Below are 15,339 nucleotides of genomic sequence, written 5' to 3'. Positions count from 1 at the left end.
CATGGGGCGCGCGGCGCGGGGCCCGCCGGCGCCCCCGCCCCCGCCAAGGGCGCGGGGGGGCCCGGGCCCGGCCGGGGGCCCGCCCCGGGCCCGGCTGTTCCGCGCAGGGTGATCTCAGCGCGTGTAGGTGAGGTTGACGACGCCGGTGTCGAGGGTGCGGGCGCCGGTGAGCCGCAGGGTGGCGCTGACACCGTTCTGCGGGAACAGCGTGGTGCCGTGACCGAGGACCACGGGGTGGAGCGCGATGCGGTACTCGTCGATCAGGTCGTGCTTCATCAGCGTCTGGACGAGCGTGGGGCTGCCGTAGACCTCGATGTCGCCACCCGACTGCTGCCGAAGCCGGGCAACGGCCTCCGCGACGTCGCCGTCGAGCAACGTCGCGTTCCACTCGAGCGGGCCGGTCAGGGTGGTGGAGGCGACGAGCTTGGGGATCTCGTTCATCCGCTGCATGTACGCGCCGTGCTCGATGCCGCCCCAGGCTTTGACCATCAGCTGATAGGTGCGCCGGCCGAGGAGGAAGTAGTCGCTGGCCTGCAGGTGTCGCAGCGACTCGGCCTGCATGTCGTCGTTGAAGTAGGGGTTGGCCCAGCCGCCGTAGCTCTGCTCGCCGAACCCGCCCGGGTCCTGGATCACGCCGTCCAGTGAGACCAGTGTCGAGACGCTCAGCTTGCGCATGACGTTCCTCCGCTTTGGTGTAGTGGCGCCGCTCGGCACCGTCACCGAGGCAGACTGAGCACGTGCCGCAAAGGAATCGGTCCTCCCTCGAAACCGGCCCGGTGAGCGAGGAGTTCATCACCCGTGCTCAGCGCTACCGGCCGGAACTGCTGGCCTACTGCTACCGGATGCTGGGCTCGCTGGTCGATGCCGAGGACGCGGTCCAGGAGATCTACCTGCGCGCATGGCGGTCCTACGGCGCATTCGAAGAGCGCGCTTCGGAACGGACGTGGCTCTACCGCATCGCCACCAACACCTGCCTGACCGCACTGGCCCACCACAGCCGGCGGGTCCTGCCCTCCGGGCTGGGTGACCCGTCCGACGACCCGTCCCAGCCGCCGGACTCGTCCGACGCGACGGTCCGCTGGCTGCAACCCGTCCCGGACGCGCGGCTCGGCCTGGACGACAACGACCCCGCGGCGATCGTCGCCGGGCGCGACAGCGTGCGGCTGGCGTTGATCGCGAGCCTGCAGCACCTGCCGCCGCGTCAACGTGCCGTGCTGATCCTGCGCGAGGTGCTGGCCTGGTCCGCCGTCGAGGTCGCCGAACTGCTCGACATGTCCGTGGCCGCGGTGAAGAGCGCGCTCCAGCGCGCCCGCACCCGGCTGGACCAGGTCACGCCGTCCGCCGACCGGCCCGCGCCGCTGACCGAACCGGAGCAGCGCGCGTTGCTGGAGAGCTACGTCGCCGCGTTCGAGGCCGCCGACCCGGCAGCCCTTGAACGGCTGCTGCGCCACGACGCAACGCTCGAGGCACCGCCCCTGCGCACCTGGTACGCGGGCATCCGGACCTGCCTGCCCTACATGGCCACCCACGTCATGGGCGCACCCGGCCATTGGCGGATGTTCCCGACCGGTGCGAACGGGCAACCCGCCGTCGCCGCCTACACCCGAACCCTCGACGGCCGGTACGTGCCGTACGGAATCGTCGTGCTCACCGCGGGCGACGACGGCATCACCGCGATCACCGCCTTCGGCGAGCCAGGCCTCGTCACCGCGTTCGGCTTCCCCGCGGTCCTGCCCGACCGCGCCGACTAGACCGGTCCAGGATCTGACAGAAGCCGAGCGCACCGGATCAGGCCCAGGTGGGAGTAGGCCTGCGGGTGGTTGCCCAGTGATCGTTCGGCGACCGGGTCGTACTCCTCCGGCAGCAGCCCGGTCGGTCCGGCCAGCCGCACGAGGCTCGCGAACAGCTCCTCGGCGTCGGCCCGGCGCCCCACCGCGAGGTAGGCCTCGATCAACCACGCCGTGCAGAGGTGGAAGCCGCCCTCGTCGCCGGGCAGGCCGTCGTCGCGCAGGTAGCGGTAGACCGTCGGGCCGTTGCGCAGGGTCTCCTCGACCGCGACGACCGTGGCGCGGAACCGGTCGTCGGACGGGTCGAGGAGACCAGAGAGGCCCACGTGCAGCGCGGCGGCGTCGAGGTCGGTGCCGTCGTAGGCCGTGGTGAACGCGCCGACGTCCGGGTTCCAGCCGCGGTCGAGCACGTCGGCGGCGATGGTGTCGCGCAGCACGGCCCAGCCCGGGTCGGCCGGGCGCCCGAACCGGGTGGCGAGCGCGATGGCGCGGTCGAGGGTCTGCCAGCACATCACCCGCGAGTGGACGCGGTGGCGGGGCACGCGGCGTTCCTCCCAGATGCCGTGGTCGGGCTCGTGCCAGCGCCGGCCGACGGCCTGGACCATCGCGGTGACGACGTCCCAGTCGCGGTCGTCCAGCTCGCCGCGCGCGAGGGCCAGGTCGTGCACGAGGTCGGCGATCGGGCCGAACACGTCGAGCTGCACCTGCTGGTCGGCGAGGTTGCCGACGCGGACGGGACCGGAACCCGCGTAGCCGGGCAGGCCGTCGATCGTCTGCTCGGGGCCGAGCGCGGTGCCGCGGACGGTGTAGAGCGGGCTCAGGTGCTCCGGACCGGCGACCGTCTCCAGCACCCCGTGCAGCCACTTCAGGAAACCTTCAGCTTCCTCGAGAGATCCCAGTGACACCAACGCCTGCACGGTCAGCGCCGCGTCGCGCAGCCAGCAGTAGCGGTAGTCCCAGTTGCGGACACCGCCGATCTGCTCGGGCAGCGAGGTCGTGGCGGCGGCCAGCACGGCACCGGTGTCGTGGTGGCAGAGGGCGCGCAATGTGAGCGCTGATCTTCGCACCAGCTCGCGCTCGGTCGTCGGCAGTCGCAACGCGGCCGACCACCCGGCCCAATCCGAGTCCACTTCGGACGGTCCGCCGAGCTGGAGTTCCAGGGTGAACGGCGGGGTGAGCACGGCGGTCGCGGTGCCGTCGGCGATCTGCCAGTCCACGCCGGGAGAACGCAGCACGATCGGCGTCCCGGCCACGCGCAGGCCGTCGTCGACCCTCTCCAGCCGCACCGGCACCCGGCCGAAATCGGGGCGTGGCGCGAATTCCACGACAGCGGGCACTTCGCCTTCCACCGTTCGCACCAGACTTGACTCCAAATGGTCGGTCACCCGCAGGCCCGTCCAGCGGGTCTGGACGGCCATGGTGCCCGGTGCATACCGTTGGCCCAGCGGAAGCTGGTCCTTCTGGGGCCGCACGGAGAAATGGCCGGAACCGCCGAGCAGCGCGGCGAACAACGCGGGTGAGTCCGGCGAGGGGTGGCACAGCCACGTCACGTCCGCGTCGGGCGTGACCAGGGCGAGGGCTCGGCGGTCGGAGAGCAGGCTGTGCCGTTCGATCGGCACGGCCAGGCGCACCGGCAGCTCGGTCAGGAAGTCCGTCACGAGCAGCAACGTAAGTACGCGCCAGGGCCATCCGGCCTGACTTGGTCAAGACTTAGGCCCGCCCTAAACCTCTTTTATTGCATCAGTTTCGTATGCGTGGATTGTTCGTGCTGAGTCATCTCGATAGGGTCCGCGTATCAGTGGTGAGCATGACGTAAGGCGGCATTCTTTGATCGGGCAGCGTGGGCGACCGCCGTCGGACGCCGACCTGATAGATGCCGTCCGCGACGGCAAGGTCGAGGCTTACGGCAAGCTCTACGAACGCCACGTCAGAGCCGCCAACCTGCTGGCGATGCAACTGTCCACGTCCTCCTCGGACGCGGACGACCTCGTCGCGGACGCGTTCGCCAAGGTGCTCGCCGCACTGCGCACCGGTGGCGGTCCGGGGGCGGCGTTCCGGCCGTACCTGCTGACGGCGGTGCGGCATGCGGCGTATGACAGAACGCGCAAGGAGAAGCGGCTCGAACTGGCGGGCGACGTCGAGGAGATCCCCGGCGCGGTGCGGGCGACGAGCGTGCCGTTCCGCGACAAGGCCGTCGAGGACCTCGACCAGGCGCTGGCCGCCACGGCGTTCGCGTCGCTGCCCGAACGCTGGCAGACCGTGTTGTGGCACACCGCGATCGAGGGTCAGTCGCCCGGTGAGATCGCTCCCCTGCTGGGGCTGACCGCGAACGGCGTCTCGGCGATGGCGTTCCGTGCGCGCGAGGGTCTGCGCAAGGCGTTCCTGCAGGCGCACGTGGCACACGAACCGCCGGAACGTTGCCGCACAACGGTGACGAAGCTCGGCGCCTGGACGCGCGGCGGGCTCAAGGGCCGCGAGGCGATCCAGCTCGACGCGCACCTCGACGACTGCGCCGAGTGCCGCAAGCTCGCCAGCGAACTGGCCGACGTCAACGGCGCGTTGCGCGGTCTCGTCGCACCGATCGTGCTCGGCACCGGCACCGCGGGATACCTGGCGGCCGCGGCGACCAAGGGCGCGGCGGTGTCCCTCAGCGCCACGTCGTGGCTCGGTGTCGCCGCGTCGGCCGCGGTGGTCGTGGTCGTCGCGGGCTCCGGCGTGGTCACGTCGAACACCCCGGACACCACCCCCGGCGCCGCTCCGACGATCACGACGGTCACCACGACCGCGTCGGCACCCCTCGGATCGTCGGGCTCCACACCGACTTCCGGCACGGCGCCCGCGGGCACCACGGCCGGTTCCGAGGCCCCCGCCACCGAGACGAGCCGAGCAGGCCAGCCGGTGACCACGACGACGGCCGGCGGGGCGCCGGGAACGCCCAAGCTGTCGGCGGAGTCGCCGAGCACGATCGCCATGACCACCGAGGGCCCGCCCGACGAGATGACGATCGGCATCACCAACAACGGCACCGAGCCGACCCAGGTGCCGACGCTGACGCTGAACCTTCCGGACAAGATCAAGACCGTCGGCCCCGGCAAGGTGCCGGAGGGCTCGGTCGGCTGCCCGGCCGGCAAGGGCACCGTCACCTGCACCGGAGGCCAGACGCTCGCCCCTGGTCAGACGATCACGTTCAAGGCCCGCCTGCAGGCCGGCCCGAAGGCGGGCGACGGAACGATCACCGGCACCGCGGGACCGCTGCACATGACCATCCCGGTCACGATCACGTCGTCGAAGTAGCGCGGTTGAGACGCGTCTCGAATGAACTGCGTCCGCGATCACGGCGTGCTGACGGGCATGACTCGATTACTCGCCATGATGGCCGCGATCGCTCTCCTCACCGCTGTGCCGGCGCAGGCGCACGACAAGCAGCACTTCCTGGCGCTGGGCGACTCCATCGCGACCGGACGACAGGCCGTCCCGGTCACCCCGAACCAGGGCTACGTCGCACAGCTGGCCAGGAAGCTGCCGCAGCTGGAGCTCACGAACCTGGCGTGCGACGGCGAGACCACCACGACCATGCGCACCGGCGGCATGTGCTCCTACCCCGACGGCGACCAGCTCGACGCGGCGCTGAAGTTCATCGGGCACAACAAGGTCAAGCTCATCACGATCACCGTGGCGGGCAACGACATCGCGCCGTGCGGCACCCAGGGCATCGACCCCGCGTGCATCCAGCGCGCGACCGCGACGATCGACGCCAACCTCCGGCACATCACCGCGAAACTCCGCAAAGCCGCGCCGAAGGCCACCATCGTCGGCATGACGCTGTACGACCCGTTCCTCGCCGCGTGGCTGACGGGCCCGGACGGGCAGGAGTTCGCCCGGCAGTCCGTCGTGGTCACGCAGTCGATCAACGACGTCATCGAGAGCGCCTACCGGGCGAGCAAGGTCAAGGTCGCCGACGTCGAAGGCGCGTTCGCCACCACCGACCTGACCACGATCGTGAACGGCCTGCCGCTGGCCGTGGCGCGCATCTGCCAGTGGACGACGACGTGCACGGCGGCCGACATCCATCCCACGACCGAGGGCTACACGGCGATCCAGAAGGCGTACCTGCCACTCGTCCGGTGACGTTATTCCACGTCGGACGGCGAGATCCGGCGGAACGACGCACCATGAGCGGGTGGAGGAGCTCACCGCGGCTCTCGCCGGGCTGGAAGCGCCGTTCCGCACGCTCGTCGACGACTCCGAGTGGGCGCACGCGAGTGTGGAAGGCCTGGTGCTCGACGCCGGCACGTGGTGGACCGCCGACGCCGAGACCCGCCTGACACCGCAGGTCACGTTCAGCGTGGCCTTCAGCGAGGCAGGCCGGCTGCAGGGCGGCGTGTACGTGGAGGGTTATCTCTGGAGGGACGGTCAACCGGTCGCCGGCGCGTGGTGCGGGCACGGCGACCGGGTCGTCTACGGACCGCGGGCCGAGGCCTACCTGGGCATCCCGCTCTCGCCGCACTTCTGCCGCCGGATCCAGCAGCGCAACGGCACGGCCGCGGTGCTCATGAGCAAGCACCCCAACCTGCTGCCGTTGCTGCGGGACGGGCTGCCGCGCGGGGCGGTGCTGCCCGGCGGGCGGCCGGGTCCGCGGGCCTAGCCGACGAGACGGCGGCGCCAGTCCAGCGGCGTGACGGTGATGGCCTGGCCGGGGTCGCGGTTCCACGTGGTGTGGAGGCAGGCCGCTTCGAGGGCTGCCACGACCTCATGACCGATGGCCGCGGTGGTCTCGGACGAGCCGTCGAAGCCGCCGTAGAGCAACGTCAGCCCATGTCCGGCCGCGGCGGACTCCGTGCCCTGGGCGTGGAAGTAGACGAAACCGCGGGCGCTCGGCGCCGCCTCCGAACCGATCTCGGCCTGGCCGCAGCTGCGTGAGCCGTTCGGGATCGGTCTCGCTCCGCCGCGTGGCCGCTCCGCGACACGCTCCAGCCACAGGCGGTCGGCCAGGACCTGCGCCTGCTCGCGCGACACGGGCCGGCGGTCGGCGGTGACCAGGTGGTCCTCGGCCAGCTCCGCCAGTTCGGCACGGGTGGCGTACCCGCCGGCCAGCACCTCGCGGACGCGGTTCTCCAGCTCCCCGAGCTCGGTTTCGCCGAGGTCGAGCGGCGGCACCTGGCGCGCGGGGCCGAAGTGCACCCGCGACCAGCTCAGTCCGCCGTCCCAGCCGACGTCCCCACGGGCCCAGCCGGTGAGCGCCGCGATCACGGCGTCCAGCCGGTCGGTCCGCGCCTCGAAGTGCCGGTCGACGGCAGCGTCGCGGTGCTCGACCGCGTAGTCCCCGCCGGCCTCGTGCCAGACCTGGGCGAACACGTCCGGCAGGTCCGGCACGCGCTGGAGCACCAGGAACCGGTCGCCGGCGCGACCGATCCGCCGCACCAGCCCGGCCAGTTGCGCCGCGGACGCCCGCACGTGCCGTTCGCCGCTCAGTCGGTGCCCAGCGCGGCGAACCGCTCGTCGGCCTCCTCCTGGTGCCGCGCCGCCTCGGCGGGATCCGCGACCGCGCGGGCCAGGTGCTTGTGCGCGTTCGCGGCCTCACGCCGGTCGTCGATCCGTTCCGCCAGCTCCAGGGCCTCGCGCAACCGCAGCACGGCCTCCGCGGGACGACCGGCCGCGGTGAGCACCTCGCCGAGGTAGTTCAGCACCACGGTCTCGGTCGTGACGTCACCGATCGCGCGCACCGCTGTCAGCGCCGAGTTCAACGCGTCGAGCGCCTCGTCGTGCCGGCCCATGGCGTGCAGGATCATGCCGAGCGCGCTCTGGGTGTCGGCCTCGTCGCGACGGCTGCCCATCTCGCGCATGAGCACCAACGCCTTGTTGCACGCCTCCAGCGCCTCGTCGTACCGGCCGAGTGCGCTGTAGATGTTGCTGACGTTGCTCATGGCCTGCGACTCCAGGTGCCGGTCGCCGAGCTCGCGGGCCACCGTGATGGCCTGTTCGAGCAGCTCGGCGGCCTCGGCGTGCCGGCCCAGCGTCCGGTAGACCAGGGACAGGTTGTTCAGCGTGCCCGCGACGCCCTGCAGGTCGCCCTGCTCGCGCAGCATCTCGATGGCGCGCTCGTTGTGGTGGATGGCCTCGGCGTACCGCGCGGTCTGCCAGAAGACCATCGCGTAGTTCTTCGTGGTGATCGCGAGCGCGGCCTTGTCGTCCTTCGCGGCCTCCAGCGCCAGCTCGTTGATCGTCGCCCAGTCACGCGTATGCCCACGCACCATGCAGAAGAACGTCATCGCGCGGGCGAGCTGCCACGTGTGTGTGCGCCAGTCACCGTCCAACGACAACGCCACCGCGGCCACGAGCGTCTGGCGTTCGGTCTCCAGCCATTCCACGGCGTGGTCGTAGTCGCGCAGCACGAGCCGTGACGCCGGCCGGTAGGTGATGTCGACCTCGTACTTGCGCGCCGCGGGCGACATCAGCCGCGTCGCCTGGTTCGCCGTGTCCAGGAAGTGGTCGAGCAGCCGGGTCAGCGGTTCGCGCGAGGAGTCCACCTTGGACTGCGCGTACTGGCGGAGCAGGTCGTGCATCCGGTAGCGGCCGAGCGTCGTCGCCTCCAGCAGGTGGACGTCGACGAGGTCCTCCAGCATCCCGTCGCACTCCAGCAGGTCCAGCTCGCCCAGCGCCGCGGCCTGGTAGACGTCGAAGTCCGTGCCGTGGTGCAGGCCCAGCAGGCTGAACAGCCGCTGGTGACCGGCGGGCAGCTGGCCGAACGACAACGCGAAGACGGCGTCCAGTTCGGATAATCGTCCCTCGCGCAACCGCGTCGCGAGGTGCGCCGTGGTCCACGTCGGACGGCTGCGCAACCGGCCGGCGGCCAGCCGCACGGCGAGGGGCAGCCTGCCGCACAGCTCGACGACCTCGCGGGCCGCCTCGTCCGTGCCGCGCTCGTCGCCCACGATGGTGGCGAACAGCTCCAGCGCCTCGTCCTCGGACAGCACGTCCAGCGTCAGCGTCGACGTGCCTTCCAGCTCGACCAGCCGCGTCCGTGAGGTGACCAGCACCAACGACCCCGGCACGCCCGGCAGCAGCGGCCGCACCTGGTCGGCGCTCGCCGCGTTGTCCAGCACGACCAGCAACCGCCGCCGGGACAGCTCGGCCCGCCACAGCGCGGCCCGCTCGTCCAGGTCGACCGGGATCTCCTCCAGACCGAGCGCGCGCAGCAGCACGTCCAGCGCGTCCGTCGGTTCGACCGGCGCACGGCCCGCGGTGTGCGCGTGCAGGTCGATGAACAGCTGACCGTCCGGATACTCCAGCCGGTGCGCCAGGTGCACGGCCAGCGTCGTCTTGCCCACGCCCGGCATGCCGTCGATCGCGGAGATCACCACGGCCGACCGGCCGGTGACGGCCCTGGTCAGCCGCTCCATCTCGGCGGCGCGCCCGGTGAAGTCCGCGACGTCGCGCGGCAGCGTGTTGAGCGCGGGCCTGGGCTCGTCGCCGCGCAGCAGCCGTTCGTGCAGCTCCCGCAGGTCCGAGCCGGGATCGGTGCCCAGCTCCTCGGCGAGCAGCACCCGGACGTCCTCGAACGCCTGCAACGCCTCGGCGGGCCTGCCGGCTCGCTGCAGCGCGTGCATCAGCTGCAGCCACAGCTGTTCGCGGAGCGGGAACTGCGTGGTCAGCCGGCGCAGTTCGGCGATCAGCCGTTCGCCCTGACCCAGCTCGATCGCCAGGCGCGCGTGCTGCTCGGCGACCGTGAGCCTGCGTTCCTGCAGCAACGTCAGCTCGGCGACCAGCCGTGCGCCGACCGCGAGTCCGTCGAGCGCCGGCCCGCGCCACAACGCGAGCGCGTCGGCGTACCTCCCGACGGCCTCGCGGTGATCACCCTGCCGCAGCGCCTCGTCGCCCGCCGCGCACAGCCGTTCGAAGACGTGGACGTCGACCTCGTCGGCGGGCACCACCAACCGGTATCCACCTGGGACGGTCACCAGGTCGTCGAGCACGAGCTTGCGCAACGCCGCCACGTAGGTGCGAATGTTCGATTCCGGTGCCGCGGGTGGAGATTCCCACACCGCTTCACTCAAGTGTTCAAAGCTGACAGTCTCGTTGACGTGCAGCGCCAACGCAGCGAGCAGCGCCCGTTGCCGGGGCCCGCCCAGCCGCAGTTCCACGCCCCCACGCCAGATCTGCAGCGGCCCAAGAAGCCGATACCGCACTGACCCTCCTCGGGAGGGCATGGTGCCAGAACTTCGGACCGCTGTGCGGAATTTGTGCGCACGATCTTCGAAACTTGGGTGTTGCCGCCGCGAAGAGGGGAAACGTGATGGACCGGAGATCATGGTCAGGCCAAGCGGCCTAAGATGACCGCATGACGGACACGGCGAAGCGACGCCCCGGCCACAGGATCGAAGAGGTCGCACGGGTCGCCGGCGTCTCGAAGTCGACCGTCTCCCGCGTCATCAACGACGAGCAGTACGTCAGCGCGAAGGCCCGCGAGGCCGTCCACGCCGCCATCGCCCAGCTGGGCTACGCGCCCAACCAGGCCGCGCGGGCACTCGCCGGCCACCGCGCCAACGCCATCGCGCTCGTCGTCTCCGAACCCTCCGGCCGCGTGCTGTCCGACCCGTTCTTCGCCGGCGTGCTGCGCGGCGTCCACCGCGAGCTGACCGGCCGCCACATGCAGTTGTTGCTGATGATGAGCCAGCCGTCCGACACCGAGGACCTGGTCTCGTACCTGAGCAGCGGCCACGTCGACGGCGCGCTGCTGGTGAGCCTGCACGGCGAGGATCCGCTGGTGCCGATGCTGAACGAGATCGGCCTGCCGGTCGTCGTCGGCGGCCGCCCGCTCGGCAAGACCGGCGTCCCGTTCGTGGACTCCGACAACTTCACCGGCGGCCTGGAAGCCGCGCGGCACCTGATCTCGTTGGGGCGCAAGCGGATCGCCACCGTAGCGGGCCCCAAGGACATGGCCGTCGGCGCGGACCGCCTCAACGGGTTCAAGCGCGGGCTGAGCGAGGCGAAGATCGCCACCGACCTCGTGGCGCACGGCGACTTCACGCCGGAGAGCGGCACGCGGGCGATGGAACGGTTGCTGCACAAGGCTCCCGACCTCGACGCGGTGTTCGTGGCCGCCGACATCATGGCGCTGGGCGCCCTGCAGGTGCTCCACGCGCAGGGCAGGCGCGTCCCCGAGGACGTCGCGGTGATCGGGTTCGACGACTCGGCGTTCGCCGCGAGCGCGACGCCGCCGCTCACCACGATCCGGCAGGACGTCGAGGAGCTCGGCCGGACCATGACGTGGCGGTTGCTGGCCGAGCTGGCCGGTGAGCAGGGGCTGCCGCCGTCGCTGCTCCTGCCCACCTCGCTGGTGGTGCGCACCAGCGCCTGACCTGCTCGGATCAGCGCGCCCGCCAGGGCGTGTCCAGCGCCATGTCGTCCTCCCGTGCGATGAAGGTGTTGCGCCCTTCGGCCCAACCTAAGGTGAAAGCGCTCTCGCGGCAGGACGGCGTCTCAGCAGGAGGCCGTGGAAAGGGCTTACATCGGCGATCGTGAACCGTCCGTGACGGATCGGGCCGATTTTCACCCGATCGGCACAACCTCGCGGCACTCTCGGTAACACCTGGCGTGGTCGCTCGATGGTCAGGCGTACGAACGCCCACCCCGAGGAGCCTGACCGTGATCGAGAACTCGGCCGCCGGACTGGTGATGGTGCCCGGCGAGGTGACGGTGACCGTCACCGGCGAGCAGCACCACCAGGACGCACTGGCGCGGTACGCCGTCCCGGACGGTGTGACGCGGCACGTCGCCGTGCACCTGACGTGGTGCATGATCGCCGTTGGCAAGTACCGCGGTCAGCGCGGGATCGAGGTGCGGCTCGACGGGCAGCGCGTCGGCGAGCTGACTTTCCTGATGTCGCAACGGTATGCGCCCGTGCTGATGCACGTGGAGGCCGGTGGCGGGGCGACCGGGTGCGCGGCGCTGGTCCAGCGCGGCACCAACGGGTTGCTGCAGGTCGTGCTGCGGATGCCGCGGGAGGTTCCCCGTGGCGCGGTGGTGCCCGTGGCGTCGAAGCCCAAGGCGTGGGTGGCACCGGTCGCCATCGCCGCGGCCAGCCTGCTGGCGTTCTTCTTCGTCGTCGGCGTCATCGGTGCCGCGATCAACGGCCCGTCGGACAAGGGCAACGCGTTGAAGCTGACGACGACGGCCTCTCCCACCACCACGACCACCACCGTGGCGCCGACGACCACAACGACCAGTACCACCACCACGACAACGACCACTACTACGACGACGACCAACGTTCCCCCGGCCGTCGCACAGCCGAAGCCGCAACCCCAGCCACAGCCGGCCCCGCAGCCGCAACCTCAGCCCCAGCCGCAACCCAAGCCGGCGCCACAGCCCCAGTGCGACCCGAACTACAGCGGGTGCGTGCCGATCGCGTCCGACGTGGACTGCGCGGGCGGCAAGGGCGACGGACCGGCCTACGTCACCGGTCCGGTCCGAGTGATCGGTCGCGACATCTACGGGCTGGACAACGACAAGGACGGCATCGGCTGCGAGTGATCAACGCTCGTAGGGCGTCTTCTCCCCCGCCTCGACCTCGAACGGCAGATGGTTGCCCGCGGGCGGCAACGGGCAGGTGGCGAAGTCGGTGAACGCGCACGGCAGGTTGGTCGCGCGGTTGAAGTCGAGCAGGACCTTGCCGTCGACCGGAGTCGTTGCGAGGGAACGGTTCGCCGCGTAGGTGGTGACTCCGCTGGTGGCGTCGGTGAAGAGGATGTTGAGGTCGCCATTGCGTCCGTTGAACGCAGTCAGTGTGTGCTCGGTGCCGTCGTGCGTGAACCGCACACGGCCCGGTGCCTCGTACACATGGCTAAGTCCTTCCACGACCGCACCGACTGTCGTGGGGATGGGGGCGTCGAACGGTTCGTACACGCCTTCGAGCACCCACTGCTCTTGCGGCTCGTACGACGGAACGCCGTGGAAGTTCCGCAACACCTCGGCCTTCGGGTCGTGGACGCGGATCAGGTAGCCGCCCCGGCGCGCGACCTCGACCTCCACGTCGCCGACCTGGACGCGCGCGCCGGGACCGCTCTGGACGAGCTCGAACCGCTGGGGTTCGCCGCCGTTGCGCCAGTACGCCGCGTCGTCGTCTTGCCACCACTCGCCCGGTAGGCCGTCATAGCTGCGAGGGGTCGTCTCCAGCCAGTCGAGCGAGACGAGCGCGAGCCACCCGTACGGGTCGGCCAGGCTCTTCTCCCGTTCCGTCTTCCAGGTCTGCCAGTCCTGCGCGAAGTCGCTCATGCCCAAGCCAACGAGCAGGGCACGAGCGGACTTCCCCGTTCCACTTCTTGAGACCCACCTGGGAGTCGAACCCAGTGCCAACGCTGTTGCAGAGCGTTCCACGGCCGTCGTGACGTGGGTCGCCGATCGCGCGACCTGGTGTCGAACCAGGCGTCCCGGGCTCATGAGGCCCAGGTGACCACCGGGTCCCGCGCGATGGGGTGACCGACCGGACTCGCACCGGCTTCGACCAGGACCACAACCTGGCGCCTCGACTGCTTCGGCTTCGGTCACAGCTGCCCGTCGAGGACTCGAACCTCGATCTCCGCGTCCAGAGCGCGGCGTCCGTGCCGATTGGACCAACGGGCAACAAAAAAGCCGCTCGTCGCGGTCGCGACGGGCGGCTCCCTCGTGCATGAGTCAGCTCATGACGGGGAGCACCAGACGTGCTGGTGACAGCTGTGCATGTGCTGGTTGTGGATCACAACTGCCTCCCCTCGGGTTCGTTGGACACACTGTGCCGGACCAGTCCGCACCTGGGCAACGCAATTTGATGAGTCTTCTGAAAAAGTTTGCAAGATTGCGGGTGGAACTCAAGCAATCCTCATGCCGACTTGCGGAAAACTTTTGCAACGTCTTTCCTGGACCGCTGACACACCCCATCGGAAGGCTCAGGACATGTCCCAGGACTGGTGGCGACACGCCGTCATCTACCAGGTCTACGTGCGCAGCTTCGCCGACTCGGACGGCGACGGCGTCGGTGACCTGCCCGGCATCCGCTCACGCCTGCCCTACCTCCGCGACCTGGGCGTCGACGCGGTGTGGATCACGCCGTTCTACGCGTCGCCGATGGCCGACGGCGGCTACGACGTCGCCGACTACCGCGCGGTGGACCCGCAGTTCGGCGGTCTCGACGACGTGCGCGCGCTGGTCGCCGACGCGCACGAGCTCGGCATCCGCGTGATCGTCGACATCGTGCCGAACCACAGCTCCGACCAGCACGAGTGGTTCCAGGAGGCGCTGGCCGGGCGTGGCCGTGAGCGCTACATCTTCCGCGAGGGCGTCGGCGACCAGCCGCCGAACGACTGGGAGTCCGTGTTCGGCGGGCCCGCCTGGACGCGGGTCGAGGACGGGTCCTGGTACCTGCACCTGTTCGCCCCCGAGCAGCCGGACCTCAACTGGGAGCTGCCGGAGGTGCGCGCGGAGTTCCGCGACGTGCTGCGGTTCTGGCTGGACCTCGGCGTCGACGGGTTCCGGGTGGACGTGGCGCACGGGATGATCAAGGCGCCGGGGCTGCCGGACATCGGGCACGCGGACCAGCTGAAGCTGCTGGGCACGGAGCCGTTGCCGTTCTTCGACCAGGACGGCGTGCACGAGATCCACCGCGAGTGGCGCGCCGTGGTCGACTCGTACCCCGGTGAGCGGGTGCTCGTGGCCGAGGCGTGGACGCCCTCCGCCGAGCGGACGGCGCTGTACCTGCGCCCCGACGAGATGCACCAGGCGTTCAACTTCCACTACCTGACCGCGGAGTGGAACTTCGAGGCGCTGCGGACGGTGATCGACTCGTCGTTGGCGGCGGTGGCTCCCGTTGGCGCGCCTACTACGTGGGTGCTGTCGAACCACGACGTGCAACGGCACGTGACGCGGTACGGCGGCGGCGAGACCGGTGTGCGTCGAGCGCGCGCGGCACTGGCGTTGATGCTGGCACTGCCGGGGTCGGTGTACCTGTACCAGGGCGAGGAGCTCGGGCTGCCCGAGGTGCTGGACCTGCCGGACGAGGTGCTGCAGGACCCGATGTGGGAGCGGTCCGGGCACACCGAACGCGGTCGTGACGGCTGCCGGGTGCCGCTGCCGTGGTCGTCTTCCGGCCCGTCGCTCGGGTTCGGTCCGGGTGGCTCGTGGCTGCCGCAGCCGGCGGACTGGGCCAAGCTCAGCGTCGAGGCGCAGTCGGGCGACCAGGACTCGATGTTGTCCTTCTACCGCACGGCTTTGCGCATCCGGCGCGAGCACCCGGCGCTGGGTGCGGGCGACGGCGTGAAGTGGGTGGACGGGCCCGCGGACGTGCTGTGGTTCGAGCGCGACGGCTTCGCGTGCGCGGTGAACCTGTCCGGCGAGGTCGTCGCGCTGCCGGATCCGGGTGCGGTGCTGCTGGCGTCGTCGTACTACGGCGTGCGCGACGGGCAGCTGCTCCTCCCACCGGACACCGCCCTGTGGTGGGAGCTCTGACCAGCACTTTCGCTTGATCACCAGAACTGTCAGACCCCCTGAGTAGCGTTCGTCGGCAACAGCTTCCGAACCG

General features: G+C 70.6%; 11 protein-coding genes, 2 tRNA genes and 1 pseudogene. 7 read left to right on the top strand and 7 right to left on the bottom strand.

All coding sequences use genetic code 11. The features are described 5' to 3' along the window. Positions 1-114 precede the first annotated feature (114 nt). On the bottom strand, positions 115-675 hold the full coding sequence (locus tag ACWEIJ_RS29760) for a dihydrofolate reductase family protein (protein ID WP_449840549.1): 561 nt from the start codon (positions 673-675) through the stop codon (positions 115-117). 62 nt (positions 676-737) lie between these two features. Here ACWEIJ_RS29760 and ACWEIJ_RS29755 point away from each other — a divergent pair, with 62 nt between their 5' ends. Then, on the top strand, positions 738-1,751 hold the full coding sequence (locus tag ACWEIJ_RS29755; protein WP_449840548.1) for a sigma-70 family RNA polymerase sigma factor: 1,014 nt from the start codon (positions 738-740) through the stop codon (positions 1,749-1,751). Here ACWEIJ_RS29755 and ACWEIJ_RS29750 read toward each other — a convergent pair. Continuing rightward, positions 1,748-3,409: pseudogene (locus ACWEIJ_RS29750) on the bottom strand (glycoside hydrolase family 15 protein); the annotation flags it as partial. The gene ACWEIJ_RS29755 and the pseudogene ACWEIJ_RS29750 overlap by 4 nt on opposite strands. A gap of 205 nt (positions 3,410-3,614) precedes the next feature. On the opposite strand from ACWEIJ_RS29750, the gene ACWEIJ_RS29745 reads away from it, so the two are divergent. The 3 genes from ACWEIJ_RS29745 to ACWEIJ_RS29735 are packed head-to-tail and all read left to right on the top strand — an operon-like array spanning position 3,615 to position 6,432. Then, positions 3,615-5,081, top strand: coding sequence for a sigma-70 family RNA polymerase sigma factor (locus ACWEIJ_RS29745; protein WP_449840547.1), 1,467 nt, complete (start codon positions 3,615-3,617; stop codon positions 5,079-5,081). Positions 5,082-5,138: 57 nt separating this feature from the next. After that, a complete protein-coding gene (locus ACWEIJ_RS29740) occupies positions 5,139-5,915 on the top strand; it encodes an SGNH/GDSL hydrolase family protein (RefSeq protein WP_449840546.1) in 777 nt (258 codons plus the stop codon). Between the two features lie 52 nt (positions 5,916-5,967). Beyond that, positions 5,968-6,432: a hypothetical protein gene (locus ACWEIJ_RS29735; RefSeq protein ID WP_449840545.1), complete on the top strand. Its 465-nt coding sequence runs from the start codon at positions 5,968-5,970 to the stop codon at positions 6,430-6,432. On the opposite strand, the gene ACWEIJ_RS29730 is transcribed toward ACWEIJ_RS29735, so the two are convergent. Continuing rightward, a complete protein-coding gene (locus ACWEIJ_RS29730; protein ID WP_449840544.1) occupies positions 6,429-7,241 on the bottom strand; it encodes a DUF6891 domain-containing protein in 813 nt (270 codons plus the stop codon). The two genes, ACWEIJ_RS29735 and ACWEIJ_RS29730, sit on opposite strands and share 4 nt — an antisense overlap. 14 nt (positions 7,242-7,255) lie before the next feature. Continuing rightward, a complete protein-coding gene (locus tag ACWEIJ_RS29725; protein WP_449840543.1) occupies positions 7,256-9,994 on the bottom strand; it encodes a BTAD domain-containing putative transcriptional regulator in 2,739 nt (912 codons plus the stop codon). A 131-nt stretch (positions 9,995-10,125) separates the two neighbouring features. Here ACWEIJ_RS29725 and ACWEIJ_RS29720 point away from each other — a divergent pair, with 131 nt between their 5' ends. Then, the gene (locus ACWEIJ_RS29720; protein WP_449840542.1) at positions 10,126-11,145 is read left to right on the top strand and encodes a LacI family DNA-binding transcriptional regulator; all 1,020 of its coding nucleotides are present in this window, start codon (positions 10,126-10,128) and stop codon (positions 11,143-11,145) included. Positions 11,146-11,432: 287 nt separating this feature from the next. Further along, positions 11,433-12,320 carry a hypothetical protein gene (locus tag ACWEIJ_RS29715; RefSeq protein ID WP_449840541.1) on the top strand — a complete coding sequence of 296 codons (888 nt, stop codon included), beginning with the start codon at positions 11,433-11,435 and terminating at the stop codon, positions 12,318-12,320. On the opposite strand, the gene ACWEIJ_RS29710 is transcribed toward ACWEIJ_RS29715, so the two are convergent. The 3 genes from ACWEIJ_RS29710 to ACWEIJ_RS29700 form a co-directional block, all read right to left on the bottom strand. Then, positions 12,321-13,061: a DUF1684 domain-containing protein gene (locus ACWEIJ_RS29710; RefSeq protein ID WP_449840540.1), complete on the bottom strand. Its 741-nt coding sequence runs from the start codon at positions 13,059-13,061 to the stop codon at positions 12,321-12,323. It abuts the gene before it with no gap. A 196-nt stretch (positions 13,062-13,257) separates the two neighbouring features. Next, positions 13,258-13,334: transfer RNA gene (locus ACWEIJ_RS29705), tRNA-His, on the bottom strand. Positions 13,335-13,336: 2 nt separating this feature from the next. Continuing rightward, positions 13,337-13,409: transfer RNA gene (locus ACWEIJ_RS29700), tRNA-Gln, on the bottom strand. A 309-nt stretch (positions 13,410-13,718) separates the two neighbouring features. On the opposite strand from ACWEIJ_RS29700, the gene ACWEIJ_RS29695 reads away from it, so the two are divergent. Then, on the top strand, positions 13,719-15,266 hold the full coding sequence (locus tag ACWEIJ_RS29695; protein ID WP_449840539.1) for a glycoside hydrolase family 13 protein: 1,548 nt from the start codon (positions 13,719-13,721) through the stop codon (positions 15,264-15,266). The last annotated feature ends 73 nt before the right edge of the window (positions 15,267-15,339 follow it).

Source organism: Lentzea sp. NPDC004789 (assembly GCF_053601075.1).
The sequence above is the reverse complement of the archived record's forward strand: the minus strand, read 5'-3'. Positions and strand labels throughout refer to the sequence as shown.

What these genes read in the sequence shown, in the direction of transcription:
- ACWEIJ_RS29760 (WP_449840549.1), bottom strand. Translation starts at nt 675, where the DNA reads ATGCGCAAGCTGAGCGTCTCGACACTGGTCTCACTGGACGGCGTGATC.
- ACWEIJ_RS29740 (WP_449840546.1), top strand. Translation starts at nt 5,139, where the DNA reads ATGACTCGATTACTCGCCATGATGGCCGCGATCGCTCTCCTCACCGCT.
- ACWEIJ_RS29725 (WP_449840543.1), bottom strand. Translation starts at nt 9,994, where the DNA reads ATGCCCTCCCGAGGAGGGTCAGTGCGGTATCGGCTTCTTGGGCCGCTG.
- ACWEIJ_RS29695 (WP_449840539.1), top strand. Translation starts at nt 13,719, where the DNA reads ATGTCCCAGGACTGGTGGCGACACGCCGTCATCTACCAGGTCTACGTG.
- ACWEIJ_RS29710 (WP_449840540.1), bottom strand. Translation starts at nt 13,061, where the DNA reads ATGAGCGACTTCGCGCAGGACTGGCAGACCTGGAAGACGGAACGGGAG.
- ACWEIJ_RS29720 (WP_449840542.1), top strand. Translation starts at nt 10,126, where the DNA reads ATGACGGACACGGCGAAGCGACGCCCCGGCCACAGGATCGAAGAGGTC.